Genomic DNA, 13,864 nt, shown 5'->3' with positions numbered 1-13,864 from the left:
ACCTTCGTGGCCTACCGGGGTGAGTCGATCGGCCTGATCGGCTCCAACGGTTCGGGCAAGTCGACGCTGCTGAAGGCGGTGGCGGGGCTGCTGCCTGCCGAGCGTGGCAGTGTCTACACCGATGGCCAGCCGTCGCTGCTGGGCGTCAACGCGGCGCTGATGAACGATCTGACCGGTGAGCGGAACGTCATACTGGGCGGTCTGGCCATGGGGATGTCGCGCGAGCAGGTCCGCGAGCGGTACGAGGACATCGTGGAATTCTCGGGCATCAATGAGAAGGGTGACTTCATCACCCTCCCGATGCGCACGTACTCCTCCGGTATGGCGGCCCGCCTCCGCTTCTCCATCGCGGCGGCCAAGGACCATGACGTGCTGATGATCGACGAGGCACTGGCCACGGGCGACCGGAAGTTCCAGAAGCGCTCCGAGGCCCGCATCCGGGAGCTGCGCAAGGACGCCGGAACGGTCTTCCTCGTCAGCCACAACAACAAGTCCATCCGGGACACCTGTGACCGGGTGCTGTGGCTGGAGAAGGGCGAGCTGTTGATGGACGGCCCGACCGACGAGGTCATCAAGGCCTACGAGAAGGAAACCGGCAAGTAGTCGGCGCATAGCCGAAAACTCCGGAAGGGCCGGGGCCGCGGGGCGGTCCCGGCCCTTCGGTTGTGTACCCGTCCTGTGGAAAAGCTCACGCACCGTCACCCCGCCCCACTAAGGTGGTGGTCACAAGGTCCAATGGGCTTACGGGGGGTTACGCGTGCAAAGCGGAAGCTGTGTTCCGTATCGGGGGAGGGACCTGGTGAACACACGTCCACCAGGGGGAATTTCACCGTGCCGCCAGGGTGCGGAAGGCCGGTCCGGGGCGCCCTTGGGCACCACCGCAGGCCGCCGACCGGCCGTCCCTCGGTTCCGGCCGCGGTCGCGCGGTCTCCCGATGGGCCGCGCGCGGACCGGAGGTGACGCGGAGGCACCGCCGCTGCCGCTGTTCACTAAACGGAGGCGCTGTATCGTGTGCGTGTACGCCGGGTTGCCGAGCGGCGGGGTATGAGGGAGGGGGACGCGTGTCGCCAGGGGAAGCGCACGTCGCACCGTACTCACGGCGTGAGCGGTTGCGCATCGCGACCATCCGCGAAATCAAGGACGTTGCCCGGACGCTCCTGGTTCAGGAGGGCCCGGAGAATGTGACCATCCGGGCCATCGCGCGGGAGATGGGCATGACCGCGCCGGCCGTCTACCGCTACTTCAGCAGCCGGGACGCGCTGATCCTGCAGTTGCGGGTGGACATCTTCGCGGAAATGGCCCGCTATATGCGCGGGGTCATCGGGCAGCTCCCCGAGGGCGAGCCCGGCCGCAGACTGATCGGCGGCGCCCGGGCGCTGCGCGTCTGGGCCATCAAGCACCCCCATGAGTTCGGGCTCATCCTCGGACCCTGGGCCCCGGGCCTCGGGCGCGAGGAGACCAAGCCGGAGCGCACCATGGGCTGGGTCTTCGGGTCCGTCTTCTCCGACCTGGTCTCCGACCTGTGGCGGGTGCGGGGTTTCCCCGCTCCCGAGGAGGAGCAGCTCGATCCGGCGCTCGCCCGTCAGCTGGGGGCGCTCAGCGAGGACCAGGGCGTCGAGATGCCGCCGGGCGCCATCGCCGTCATGTTGCGCTGCTGGGCGCGGCTGTACGGGGTGATCTCCATGGAGGCGCTGGGGCACATGTCCTTCGGGCTGTCGGAGGGGAAGTCCTTCTTCGAGTTCGAGCTGCGCGACCTGTGCACCATGCTGGACATCACCGAGTTCTACGACGAGACCGGCTGATCCGGCCGCCGGGCGCGCCAGGGGGCCTCACCGGGGTGTGGCCCCGTACGCGTGTGCGCAGGGAAGCGTAAGCTGTAGCAATGCCCAACCGGATCATGTCGGACGTGTGCGGCTGTCCCCTGTTCGGGGGTGCGCGGCCGCACCGCGTTGACGTGTCGGCGCGGCGTGTCCGGATCGTGCCGACCCTGGTAACCGGTGTAGAACGGGGGATGTGACGGCATTGGCTCCACGGCCCATTTCCAGTACGCCCACGGGCCCCGGTCACCGGGACGCACACGGCGTACCGGCCCTCGCCCGGACGCCTGGCTGTCCACGGTGACCGCGGAGGACGAGCGCAGCGGGTCCTCCATCACGTCGGGCAGCCCCAGCGGCGGACAGGAAGCCGCCCGCGCCGTGCTCGACAAGGCCGCGCACGAGAACTTCCCCGTGGCGCCCTTCTTCGTCCCCCGCGCCTGGCGCGCCGACCTCATGGCCGTCTACGGCTACGCCCGGCTCGTCGACGACATCGGCGACGGAGATCTGCCGCCCGGCGGCGCCGACGCCGCGCTGCTCGGCCTCGACCGGTCCCTCGCCGGCGATCCCGTAGCGATGCTCGACGCCTTCGAGGCCGACCTCGACCGCGTCTTCGACGACACCCCCGCCGCGACGCCCCGCCATCCGCTGCTGCGCGCGCTGCGCCCCACCGTCCGCCGCCATGGCCTCACCCCGGCGCCCTTCCGCGGCCTGATCGAGGCCAACCGCCAGGACCAGCGGGTCCGGCGGTATGCCACCTACCAGGAGCTCCTGGACTACTGCGAGCTGTCCGCCAACCCGGTGGGGCGGCTCGTCCTCGGCATCACCGGCACCGCCACCCCCGAGCGGGTCCGCCGCTCCGACGCGATCTGCACCGCCCTGCAGATCGTCGAGCACCTGCAGGACGTCTCCGAAGACCTTCGCAGGGACCGCGTCTACCTCCCCGCCGAGGACATGAAACGCTTCGGGGTGACCGAGGCCGACCTCGCCGCCCCGAAGGGCGGCGCATCGGTGTGCGCCCTGGTCGCGTACGAGGCGGAACGCGCCCGAGACCTGCTGAATGAAGGCACCCCCCTGGTGGGTAGCGTCCACGGCAGGCTGAAGGTGCTGCTCGCCGGATTCGTGGCCGGGGGACGGGCCGCCTTGCGGGCGGTCGCGGCCGCGGGACATGACGTACTCCCTGGACCGCCCAGGCCCACCAAGCTCAGCCTGCTGCGCGAGGTGGGGGCGACACTGCGAAGAGAGGGGTGAGCCGGACCGTGGACGGATCTCCGCACGCGTCCGCGCCGGTGCTCGCGGCATACCGCTACTGCGAGGCCGTGACCGGGCACCAGGCCCGGAACTTCGCCTACGGCATCAGGCTGCTGCCCACCGAGAAGCGCCACGCGATGTCGGCGCTCTACGCCTTCTCGCGCCGCATCGACGACATCGGCGACGGCGCGCTGCCCGTGGAGGCCAAGCGCGCCCGGCTCAACCAGACCCGCGCCCTGCTCGACCGGGTCCGCGGCGGCGCGATCGAGGACGACGACACCGACCCGGTGGCCGTCGCGCTCACCCACGCCGCCCGGCGCTTCCCGGTCCCGCTCGGCGGGCTCGACGAGCTGATCGACGGCGTGCTGAAGGACGTGGCCGGGGAGACATACGAGACCTGGGACGACCTCAAGGACTACTGCCGCTGTGTGGCGGGCGCCATCGGGCGGCTCTCCCTCGGCGTGTTCGGCACCGTACCCGGCGCGCGCGATGCCTCTCGCGCTCCCGAATACGCCGATACGCTCGGCCTCGCGCTCCAGCTGACCAACATCCTGCGCGACGTCCGCGAGGACGCCACGACCGGACGCACCTATCTGCCCGCCGAGGACCTCGCCAAGTTCGGCTGCGCCGAGGCCTTCCACACCTCGGTCGCCCCGCCCGACGCCGACCTCACCGGGCTGGTGCAGTTCGAGGTGCGGCGCGCCAGGGCGCTCTTCGCCGAGGGATACCGGCTGCTGCCCATGCTGGACCGGCGCAGCGGGGCGTGCGTGGCCGCCATGGCGGGCATCTACCGCAGACTCCTGGAGCGGATCGCCCAGGACCCCGCGGCCGTCCTGCGCGGCCGCGTCTCGCTGCCGGGCCACGAGAAGGCGTATGTCGCGGTGCGCGGCCTCGCCGGGCTCGACACCCGCGCCGCCGCCCGCCGCGGGGCCGGGGGGCCGCGGTGACCGACGCAACCTCGCGGCCCGGCGCCGCGTCGTGTTCACCCGAGGGGGTGAACGCATGACAGCTCACACCGGAGACTCCGCCGACCGGCCGGACCCGGACCCGGCAGGCCGCCCCGAGGGGGCGGCCGCGCTCGTCCGTGCCCCGCGTGCGCACGCGAGCGCGCCGGAGGGCGCGCCGGTGGGTGCACCGCAGGGCGCGTCGGTGGCGAACGGGCGCGGCAGCGGCGGGCGGACGGCGCTGGTGATCGGCGGCGGGCTCGCCGGGGCCACCGCGGCGCTCGCGCTCGCCGACGCCGGGGTGCGCGTCACGCTGGCCGAGGGGCGCCCCCGGCTCGGCGGGCTCGCCTTCTCGTTCCGCCGCTCCTCACCGGCCGGTGAGCTGTCCGTCGACAACGGGCAGCACGTCTATCTGCGCTGCTGCACCGCGTACCAGTGGTTTCTGGACCGGGTCGGCGCCGCCCCGCTCGCCCCGCTCCAGGCCCGGCTGGACGTACCCGTGGTGGACGCCGCCGCGCGGCCCGGCCGTCGGCTCGGACGGCTGCGCCGCACCGGTCTGCCGGTGCCGCTGCACCTGGCCGCGAGCCTCGCCACCTACCCGCACCTCTCGCTCGCCGAGCGCGCCCGGGTGGGCCGCGCCGCGCTCGCCCTGGGGCGGCTCGACCCGCTGGACCCGGCGCTGGACGGGGAGGACTTCGCGGGCTGGCTGCGCCGCCACGGGCAGTCGCCGCGCGCCGTCGAGGCGCTGTGGGACCTGGTGGGCGTGGCCACCCTCAACGCCACCGCCGCGGACGCCTCGTTGGGCCTGGCCGCGATGGTCTTCAAGACCGGGCTGCTCTCCGAGGCCGGGGCCGCCGACATCGGCTGGGCCCGCGCCCCGCTCGGCGAGCTGCACGACACCCTCGTCCGCGCCGCCCTCGACGCCGCGGGCGTGCGGACCGAGCTGCGCGCCCGCGTGAGCGCCGTCACCGCCACCGACGGGGGCCGCTGGGCGGCGCACACCGACACCGGCCCGCTCCACGAGCCGGTGGACACCGTGGTCCTCGCGGTCCCGCAGCGGGACGCGCACGCCCTGCTGCCCGAGGGCGCCCTCGACGATCCGGACCGGCTGCTGCGGATCGGCACCGCGCCCATCCTCAACCTGCACGTCGTCTACGACCGCACTGTGCTGCGCCGCCCGTTCTTCGCCGCGCTCGGCAGCCCCGTCCAGTGGGTCTTCGACCGCACCGACGCCTCGGGGCTGCGGGACGCGCCGGGGGCCGGGGACAGCCAGTATCTGGCGGTGTCGCAGTCCGCCGCCCACGACGACATCGACCGCCCGGTCGCCGAGCTGCGCGCCCGCTATCTGCCGGAGCTGGAGCGGCTGCTGCCGGGCGCCCGCGGCGCGGAGGTACGGGACTTCTTCGTCACCCGGGAGCGCACCGCGACGTTCGCCCCGGTTCCCGGCGTCGGCCGGCTGCGGCCCGGCGCCCCCACCAACGCGCCCGGTCTGTACCTGGCCGGCGCGTGGACCGCCACCGGCTGGCCCGCGACCATGGAAGGCGCCGTGCGCAGCGGGCTCACCGCGGCCCGTGCCGCCCTCTCCGCGGGCCATCTGATTCCGCTTCCCGCCGTCGGCGGGGGGACGCCCAAGGAGGCGGCATGAGCACGACCACAGAACCCAGAGGAGAGACCGTGACCCCGGCGACCCCAGGTGCCGACTCCGCAGGCGTCATCGCGCTGCTGGAGCGCGGCCGTACGCTTGCCACGCCGGTGCTGCGCACGGCGGTGGACCGGCTGGCTCCCCCCATGGACACCGTCGCCGCCTACCACTTCGGCTGGATCGACGCCGACGGCCGGCCCGCCGCGGGCGCCGGCGGCAAGGCCGTGCGCCCGGCGCTCGCGCTGCTGTCCGCGCAGGCCGCCGGAGCGGACCCGGAGGTCGGGGTGCCCGGTGCGGTCGCGGTCGAGCTGGTGCACAACTTCTCCCTGCTGCACGACGACCTGATGGACGGCGACGAGCAGCGCCGCCACCGCGACACGGTGTGGAAGGTGCACGGACCGGCCCAGGCGATCCTGGTCGGGGACGCGCTCTTCGCCCTCGCCGGGGAAATACTGCTGGAGCTGGGCACCGTGGAGGCCGGGCGCGCCACCCGCCGGCTCACCTCCGCGACCCGCAAGCTGATCGACGGCCAGGCGCAGGACATCTCCTACGAGCACCGCGAGCGGGTCACCGTCGAGGAGTGCCTGGAGATGGAGGGCAACAAGACGGGCGCGCTGCTCGCCTGCGCCGCCTCCATCGGCGCCGTCCTCGGCGGCGCCGACGACCGCACCGCCGACACCCTGGAGCGGTACGGCTACCACCTGGGGCTCGCCTTCCAGGCCGTGGACGACGTGCTCGGTATCTGGGGCGACCCGGTCGCGACCGGCAAGCAGACCTGGAGCGATCTGCGCCAGCGCAAGAAGTCGCTGCCGGTGGTCGCCGCCCTGTCCGCGGGCGGCCGGGCCTCCGAGGACCTGGCACAGATCCTCGCCGCCGACGCGCACAAGCCGGAGGAGGAGTTCGCCGACTTCAGCGAGGAGGAGTTCGCGACCCGCGCCGCGCTGATCGAGGAGGCGGGCGGCCGGGACTGGACCTCGCAGGAGGCCCGCCGCCAGTACGCGACGGCCATCGAGGCCCTCGACGAGGTGGATATGCCCGGAGAGGTACGAGAACAGTTCGTGGCGCTGGCGGACTTCGTCGTCGTCCGGGAGAGATGATCACAACCGACCGCGCCTAGGCCCGTAGCCAGTAGGACCAGGCTCGCAGTCGCCGGCCGGCACCAGCCCGGTGCCGGCCGACGGAGGCCCCAACGACGGCAGTCACACTGCAGAGGGGAAGCCATGACAGCGACAACCGTCCAACCGTCCGAGTCATCCGAGTCCGAGACGTTAGTCCTCGCCCGCCGGGCGACGGCCCGCGCGGTCCGGCAGCTGCTCTCCCGCCAGGACCAGCAGGGCTGGTGGAAAGGCGACCTGGAGACCAACGTCACCATGGACGCCGAGGACCTGATGCTCCGGCAGTTCCTCGGCATCCAGGACCCCGGCGTGCTCGACGCCGCCGGCCGCTACATCCGTTCGCAGCAGGGCGCGGACGGCACCTGGGCCACCTTCCACGGCGGCCCGCCGGACCTCTCCGCCACCGTCGAGGCGTACGTCGCCCTCCGGCTGGCCGGGGACGCGCCCGACGCACCCCATATGGCCGCCGCCTCGGAGTGGGTGCGCGACCAGGGCGGGGTGGCGAACAGCCGGGTCTTCACCCGCATCTGGCTGGCGCTCTTCGGCTGGTGGCGGTGGGAGGACCTGCCCGAGCTGCCACCGGAGATCATCTACTTTCCGAGCTGGCTGCCGCTCAACCTCTACGACTTCGGCTGCTGGGCGCGGCAGACCATCGTGCCGCTCACCATCGTCTCCGCGAAGCGCCCGGTGCGCCCCGCCCCGTTCTCCCTCGACGAACTGCACGCCGACCCGCGAAGACCCAGCCCGCCGCGCCCCACCGCCCCCCTCGCCTCCTGGGACGGCGCCTTCCAGCGGCTGGACCGGGCCCTGCACCTCTACCGCAAGGTGGCCCTCCGCCCGCTGCGCCGGGCCGCGCTGCGCTCCTGCGGCCGCTGGATCGTGGAGCGGCAGGAGAACGACGGCTGCTGGGGCGGCATCCAGCCGCCCGCCGTCTACTCCGTGATCGCCCTCCACCTCCTCGGCTACGACCTCGACCACCCGGTGATGCGCGCCGGGCTCGCGTCGCTGGACCGCTTCGCCGTCCCGCGCGAGGACGGCAGCCGCATGATCGAGGCCTGTCAGTCCCCGGTCTGGGACACCTGTCTGGCCGTCATCGCGCTGGCCGACGCCGGGCTCGCGCCCGACCACCCCGCGCTGGTCAAAAGCGCCGACTGGATGCTCGCCGAGCAGATCGACCGGCCCGGCGACTGGTCGGTCAAGCGGCCCGGGCTCGCCTCCGGCGGCTGGGCGTTCGAGTTCCACAACGACAACTACCCCGACATCGACGACACCGCCGAGGTCATCCTCGCGCTGCGCCGCGTCGCCCATCCCCAGCCGGAGCGGCTCGGGGCGGCCGTGCGGCGCGGGGTGCGCTGGACGCTCGGCATGCAGTCCCGGAACGGGGCGTGGGGCGCCTTCGACGCCGACAACACCAGCCCGCTGCCCAACCGGCTGCCGTTCTGCGACTTCGGCGAGGTCGTCGATCCGCCGTCGGCCGACGTCACCGCCCATGTGGTGGAGATGCTGGCCCACGAGGGCGGCGCCCGCGATCCGCGCACCCGGCGCGCCGTCCGCTGGCTGCTGGCCGAGCAGGAGCCGGACGGCGCCTGGTTCGGCCGCTGGGGCACCAACTATGTGTACGGCACGGGCTCCGTCGTGCCCGCCCTGGTCGCCGCCGGGATTCCGGTCTCCCATCCGGCCGTCCGCCGGGCCGTCCGCTGGCTGGAGAGCGTGCAGAACGAGGACGGCGGCTGGGGGGAGGACCAGCGCTCGTATCCCGACCCCGAGTGGATGGGGCGCGGCGCCTCCACCGCCTCGCAGACCGCGTGGGCGCTGCTCGCGCTGCTGGCGGCGGGGGAGCGGGAGAGCAAGGCGGTCGAGCGCGCGGTCGGCTGGCTCGCGACCACGCAGGACCAGGACGGTTCCTGGGACGAGCCGTACTTCACCGGCACCGGCTTCCCCTGGGACTTCTCCATCAACTACCACCTGTACCGGCTGGTCTTCCCGCTCACCGCGCTGGGGCGCTATGTGAGCGGTGAGGCCACCGGGGCGCGGCCGCGGAGGACGTGATGGCCTCCGGACCGGCCCCGGACCCCGGCGGTGCCCCGCTGCTGATCGCCTGCGCTCTCGGCATCGAGCGGTTCGCGCTGCGGGGGGCCGGTCCCGGCGGCGCCGCCGGGCCGGTGACGGTGGTGCGTACCGGCATGGGACCGCAGGCGGCCGAGCGGGCGGTGAGCCGCGCGCTGGCCGGGGAGCGGGCCGGGGCACGGCCGGTGCCCTGGGTCCGTACCGCCGTCGTCGCCACCGGTTTCTGCGCCGGGCTGGCTCCCGGGATGCACCCGGGGGATCTGGTGGTGGCCGACGAGACCCGCGACCCGGCCGGGCGCACCCCGTGCGACGGCAGCCGGGTCCTCGCCGAGGCGCTGGCCCGCCATGCCCGGCGGGCCCGCGGCGGCGCCGGGCGCACCGTGCACATCGGGCCCGTGGCCGGCTCCAACCATGTGGTGCGGGGCGCGGAGCGGGCCGAGCTGCACGCCACCGGGGCCATCGCGGTCGACATGGAGTCCGCCGCCACGCTGCGCAGCGCGGTACGCGGCGGCGGACGCCCGGTTGCGGCCGTCCGGGTGATCGTGGACGCTCCTGAACATGAGCTCGTCCGCATCGGGACGCTGCGCGGTGGAATATCAGCTTTCCGGGTACTACGAACTGTTCTTCCCGCTTTCTTCGACTGGCACCGTTCCTCTTTCCTCTCAGGAGATGAGCTAGATGGCCATGCCGCTCCGCCAGACCATCCGGGTCGCGACGTATCTCTTTGACCAGAAGGTGATCAAGCGGCGGGACAAGTTCCCGCTGATCGTGGAGTTGGAACCGCTCTTCGCCTGCAATCTCAAGTGCGAGGGCTGCGGCAAGATCCAGCATCCGGCGGGGGTGCTGAAGCAGCGCATGCCGGTCGCGCAGGCCGTCGGCGCGGTCCTGGAGTCGGGGGCTCCGATGGTCTCCATCGCGGGCGGCGAGCCCCTGATGCATCCGCAGATCGACGAGATCGTCCGGCAGCTGGTGGCGCGCCGGAAGTACGTCTTCCTGTGCACCAACGCGATGCTGCTGCGGAAGAAGATCGAGAACTTCACGCCCTCCCCGTACTTCGCGTTCGCCGTGCACATCGACGGGCTGCGCGAGCGGCACGACGAATCGGTGGCGCAGGAGGGCGTGTTCGACGAGGCGGTGGCGGCGATCAAGGAGGCCAAGCGGCGTGGCTTCCGGGTCACCACAAACTCCACCTTCTTCAACACCGACACCCCGCAGACCGTCGTCGAGGTACTCGACTTCCTCAATGACGACCTCAAGGTGGACGAGATGATGATCTCGCCCGCCTACGCCTACGAGAAGGCACCCGACCAGGAGCACTTCCTCGGGGTCGAGCAGACCCGCGAGCTGTTCCGGAAGGCGTTCGCGAACGGCAACCGGCGGCGCTGGCGGCTCAACCACAGCCCGCTCTTCCTGGACTTCCTGGAGGGCAGGACCGACTTCCCGTGCACCGCCTGGGGCATCCCCAACTACTCGCTCTTCGGCTGGCAGCGGCCCTGCTACCTGATGAGCGACGGACACGTCCCCACCTACCGCCAGCTGGTCGAGGAGACCGACTGGGACAAGTACGGCCGGGGCAAGGACCCGCGCTGTGACAACTGCATGGCCCACTGCGGCTACGAACCCACCGCCGTCCTGGCCACCATGGGCTCGCTCAAGGAGTCGCTGCGCGCGGCCCGCGAGACCGCCGCGGGCTGACACACCGAGGAGGGGAACCGCGCATGCCGATGCTGGAGAACATCCGGGGCCCGCACGACCTCAAGGCGCTGACCGGGGAGGAGCTGGCCGCACTCGCCCAGGAGATCAGAGAGTTCCTGATCACCGCGGTCGCCAGGACCGGCGGCCACCTCGGCCCCAACCTGGGCGTCGTCGAGCTGTCCATAGCCCTGCACCGGGTCTTCGACTCGCCGGTGGACCGCGTCCTGTGGGACACCGGCCACCAGTCCTACGTCCACAAGCTGCTCACCGGCCGCCAGGACTTCTCCAAGCTCCGGGGGAAGGGAGGGCTCTCCGGATATCCGTCGCGCGCCGAGTCCGAGCACGACGTCATCGAGAACAGCCACGCCTCCACCGTGCTCGGCTGGGCCGACGGCCTCGCCAAGGCCAACGAGATCCGCGGCCGTACCGACCACGTGGTCGCGGTCATCGGTGACGGCGCGCTCACCGGCGGCATGGCCTGGGAGGCGCTGAACAACATCGCCGCCGCCCGCGACCGCCCGCTGATCATCGTCGTCAACGACAACGAACGCTCCTACGCGCCCACCATCGGCGGCCTCGCCGGACACCTCGCCACCCTCCGCACCACCGACGGCTACGAACGCTTTCTGGCCTGGGGCAAGGACGTCCTCCAGCGCACCCCCGTCGTCGGACAGCCGCTGTACGGATCGCTGCACGGCGCCAAGAAGGGGTTCAAGGAGACCTTCGCGCCGCAGGGCATGTTCGAGGACCTGGGGCTGAAGTACGTGGGCCCGATCGACGGGCACGACCTGGAGGCGGTCGAGGGGGCGCTGCGCCGCGCCAAGCGGTTCCACGGCCCCGTCCTGGTCCACTGCCTCACCGAGAAGGGGCGGGGCTACCGGCCAGCCCTGGAGGACGACGCCGACCGCTTCCACACCGTCGCCGCGATGGACCCGCTCACCTGCGCGCCCCTCATCCCCTCCGGCGGCCGGTCGTGGACGTCGGTGTTCGGCGAGGAGATGGTGCGGATCGGGGCCGAGCGGCCCGAGGTGGTGGCCCTGACCGCCGCCATGCTCGATCCCGTAGGCCTCGCGGGCTTCGCCGAGGCGTACCCGGACCGGGTGTGGGACGTCGGCATCGCCGAGCAGCACGCGGCGGTCTCGGCGGCCGGGCTCGCCACCGGCGGGCTGCATCCGGTCTTCGCCGTCTACGCGACGTTCCTGAACCGCGCCTTCGACCAGCTGTTGATGGATGTCGCCCTGCACCGGTGCGGGGTGACGTTCGTCCTCGACCGGGCCGGTGTCACCGGCACCGACGGGGCCAGCCACAACGGCATGTGGGACATGTCCGTCCTCCAGGTGGTGCCGGGTCTGCGGATCGCCGCCCCGCGCGACGCGGACCAGCTGCGCGCCCAGCTGAGGGAGGCGGTCGACGTGGACGACGCGCCGACCGTCGTCCGCTTCCCCAAGGAGTCGGTGGGGCCACCGATTCCGGCACTCGCCCGGGTCGGCGGCATGGACGTGCTGCGCGAGGGCGAGGACGTACTGCTCGTGGTGGCCGGGGTCATGGCGCCGGTCGGGCTGCGCGCCGCCGAACTGCTGGCCGAGCGCGGCATCGGCTGCACGGTGGTCGACCCGCGCTGGGTCAAGCCCGTCGACCCGGAGCTGCCCGCGCTCGCGGCCCGCCACCGCGCGGTGGCCGTCGTCGAGGACAACGTGCGCAGCGGCGGGGTGGGCGCGTCCATCGGCCAGGCGCTGCGGGACGCGGGCGTCGACCTGCCGCTGCGGAACTTCGGCATCCCCGAGGCGTTCCTGCCGCACGCCAAGCGCGGCGAGGTGCTCGCCGACATCGGACTCACCCCCGCCGAGATCGCGGGCCGCATCGGTGCGGTCCTCACCCGTACCGACGCGCGCACCGCCGCCGGGGAGGCCGCCGCCAAGGAGAGGGACGCATGACAGCAGCCGAGCAGCGCACGGGTTTCGACCTGGGCAAGCTCCTGGCCGGGCGCGGGTCCGAGCGCTACGACCTGCACGCCCGCTACCTCAATCACCAGCTGCCGCGGATGCTGCGCACCATCGGCTTCGACAAGGTCTACGAGCGGGCCGAGGGCGCGTACTTCTGGGACGACGAGGGCCAGGACTACCTGGACATGCTCGCCGGGTTCGGGGTGATGGGCCTGGGCCGCCACCACCCCGTCGTCCGCCAGGCGCTGCACGACGTGCTGGACGCCTCGCTCGCCGATCTGACCCGCTTCGACTGCCAACCGCTGCCCGGGCTGCTCGCCGAGAAGCTGCTCGGCCACGCCCCGCACCTGGACCGGGTCTTCTTCGGCAACAGCGGTACGGAGGCCGTCGAGACCGCGCTGAAGTTCGCCCGCTACGCGACCCGCAAGCCGCGCGTCCTGTACTGCGAGCACGCCTTCCACGGGCTCACCACCGGCTCGCTGTCGGTCAACGGCGAGGACGGCTTCCGCGACGGCTTCGCGCCGCTGCTGCCCGACACCGCGATCGCGATGGGCGACCTGGGCGCGCTGGAACGGGAACTGGCGCGCGGGGACGTCGCCGGGTTCGTCGTCGAACCGATCCAGGGCAAGGGGGTGCACGAGGCGCCGCCGGGTTTCCTGCGGGCCGCGCAGGAGCTGCTGCACCGCCACAAGGCGCTGCTCATCGCCGACGAGGTACAGACCGGGCTGGGCCGTACCGGGGACTTCTTCGCCTACCGCCACGAGGACGGCGTCGAACCGGACCTGGTGTGCGTGGCCAAGGCGCTGTCCGGCGGCTATGTGCCGGTCGGCGCGACCCTCGGCAAGGACTGGATCTTCAAAAAGGTCTACTCCTCCATGGACCGGGTGCTGGTGCACTCCGCCAGCTTCGGGGCCAACGCCCAGGCCATGGCGGCGGGGCTCGCCGTCCTCGCCGTCATGGAGGACGAGCAGATCGTCGCGAACGCCCGCCGCACCGGCGACCTGCTGCGCGACCGGCTCACCGCGCTCATCGACCGCTACGAGCTGCTGCACGACGTACGCGGCCGCGGGCTGATGATCGGCATCGAGTTCGGCAGACCGTCCTCGCTCGGGCTGCGCAGCCGCTGGGCGATGCTGCAGACCGCGCGCAAGGGCCTGTTCGCGCAGATGGTCGTGGCGCCGCTGCTCCAGCGCCATCGCATCCTCACCCAGGTCTCCGGCGACCATCTGGAGGTCATTAAGCTGATTCCGCCGCTGATCATCGGCGAGCGGGAAGTGGACCGTTTCGTCGAGGCGTTCACCGCGGTCATGGACGACGCACACGGTGGCGGGGGCCTGATGTGGGAGTTCGGGAGGACTCTCGTCAAGCAGGCGGTCGCCCACCGCTGACGAGA

The 13,864-nt window shown here is 72.6% G+C and carries 11 protein-coding genes; all 11 read left to right on the top strand.

Annotated features, from left to right (window positions below):
* On the top strand, positions 1 to 603 hold a 603-nt coding region (locus tag ABZ370_RS20940; RefSeq protein ID WP_358622833.1), incomplete at its 5' end, for an ABC transporter ATP-binding protein.
* A 458-nt stretch (positions 604 to 1,061) separates the two neighbouring features.
* Positions 1,062 to 1,802, top strand: a complete 741-nt coding sequence (locus ABZ370_RS20935; RefSeq protein WP_358622830.1) for a TetR/AcrR family transcriptional regulator — start codon at positions 1,062 to 1,064, stop codon at positions 1,800 to 1,802.
* A 393-nt stretch (positions 1,803 to 2,195) separates the two neighbouring features.
* Entirely contained in the window at positions 2,196 to 3,065 is an 870-nt protein-coding gene (gene hpnC / locus ABZ370_RS20930) for a squalene synthase HpnC (protein ID WP_358622890.1), read from the top strand.
* Entirely contained in the window at positions 3,062 to 4,012 is a 951-nt protein-coding gene (hpnD, locus tag ABZ370_RS20925) for a presqualene diphosphate synthase HpnD (RefSeq protein WP_358622827.1), read from the top strand. The genes hpnC and hpnD overlap by 4 nt, the downstream gene beginning before the upstream one ends.
* A gap of 55 nt (positions 4,013 to 4,067) precedes the next feature.
* Positions 4,068 to 5,654 carry a hydroxysqualene dehydroxylase HpnE gene (hpnE, locus tag ABZ370_RS20920; RefSeq protein WP_358622824.1) on the top strand — a complete coding sequence of 529 codons (1,587 nt, stop codon included), beginning with the start codon at positions 4,068 to 4,070 and terminating at the stop codon, positions 5,652 to 5,654.
* A complete protein-coding gene (locus tag ABZ370_RS20915) occupies positions 5,651 to 6,748 on the top strand; it encodes a polyprenyl synthetase family protein (protein ID WP_358622822.1) in 1,098 nt (365 codons plus the stop codon). The genes hpnE and ABZ370_RS20915 overlap by 4 nt, the downstream gene beginning before the upstream one ends.
* Positions 6,749 to 6,871: 123 nt before the next feature.
* The gene (gene shc, locus ABZ370_RS20910) at positions 6,872 to 8,815 is read left to right on the top strand and encodes a squalene--hopene cyclase (RefSeq protein ID WP_358622819.1); all 1,944 of its coding nucleotides are present in this window, start codon (positions 6,872 to 6,874) and stop codon (positions 8,813 to 8,815) included.
* Positions 8,815 to 9,561: a 1-hydroxy-2-methyl-2-butenyl 4-diphosphate reductase gene (locus tag ABZ370_RS20905; RefSeq protein ID WP_358622816.1), complete on the top strand. Its 747-nt coding sequence runs from the start codon at positions 8,815 to 8,817 to the stop codon at positions 9,559 to 9,561. Before shc ends, ABZ370_RS20905 begins: the two co-directional genes overlap by 1 nt.
* Positions 9,512 to 10,528: an adenosyl-hopene transferase HpnH gene (gene hpnH / locus ABZ370_RS20900; protein WP_358622813.1), complete on the top strand. Its 1,017-nt coding sequence runs from the start codon at positions 9,512 to 9,514 to the stop codon at positions 10,526 to 10,528. The genes ABZ370_RS20905 and hpnH overlap by 50 nt, the downstream gene beginning before the upstream one ends.
* A 23-nt stretch (positions 10,529 to 10,551) precedes the next feature.
* Complete coding sequence (dxs, locus tag ABZ370_RS20895) at positions 10,552 to 12,462, top strand: 1-deoxy-D-xylulose-5-phosphate synthase (protein ID WP_358622811.1); 1,911 nt, start codon at positions 10,552 to 10,554, stop codon at positions 12,460 to 12,462.
* Entirely contained in the window at positions 12,459 to 13,859 is a 1,401-nt protein-coding gene (locus tag ABZ370_RS20890; RefSeq protein WP_358622809.1) for an aspartate aminotransferase family protein, read from the top strand. The genes dxs and ABZ370_RS20890 overlap by 4 nt, the downstream gene beginning before the upstream one ends.
* The last annotated feature ends 5 nt before the right edge of the window (positions 13,860 to 13,864 follow it).

It is taken from the genome of Streptomyces sp. NPDC005962, from assembly GCF_040629205.1.
GTDB lineage: Bacteria > Actinomycetota > Actinomycetes > Streptomycetales > Streptomycetaceae > Streptomyces.
Note: the sequence above shows the minus strand (reverse complement) of the source record. Positions and strands in the feature narration are given on the sequence as shown.

Coding starts and splice junctions, on each gene's coding strand:
- hpnE (WP_358622824.1), top strand. CDS start 4,068: ATGACAGCTCACACCGGAGACTCCGCCGACCGGCCGGACCCGGACCCG.
- ABZ370_RS20915 (WP_358622822.1), top strand. CDS start 5,651: ATGAGCACGACCACAGAACCCAGAGGAGAGACCGTGACCCCGGCGACC.
- hpnH (WP_358622813.1), top strand. CDS start 9,512: ATGGCCATGCCGCTCCGCCAGACCATCCGGGTCGCGACGTATCTCTTT.
- shc (WP_358622819.1), top strand. CDS start 6,872: ATGACAGCGACAACCGTCCAACCGTCCGAGTCATCCGAGTCCGAGACG.
- ABZ370_RS20890 (WP_358622809.1), top strand. CDS start 12,459: ATGACAGCAGCCGAGCAGCGCACGGGTTTCGACCTGGGCAAGCTCCTG.
- ABZ370_RS20905 (WP_358622816.1), top strand. CDS start 8,815: ATGGCCTCCGGACCGGCCCCGGACCCCGGCGGTGCCCCGCTGCTGATC.
- dxs (WP_358622811.1), top strand. CDS start 10,552: ATGCCGATGCTGGAGAACATCCGGGGCCCGCACGACCTCAAGGCGCTG.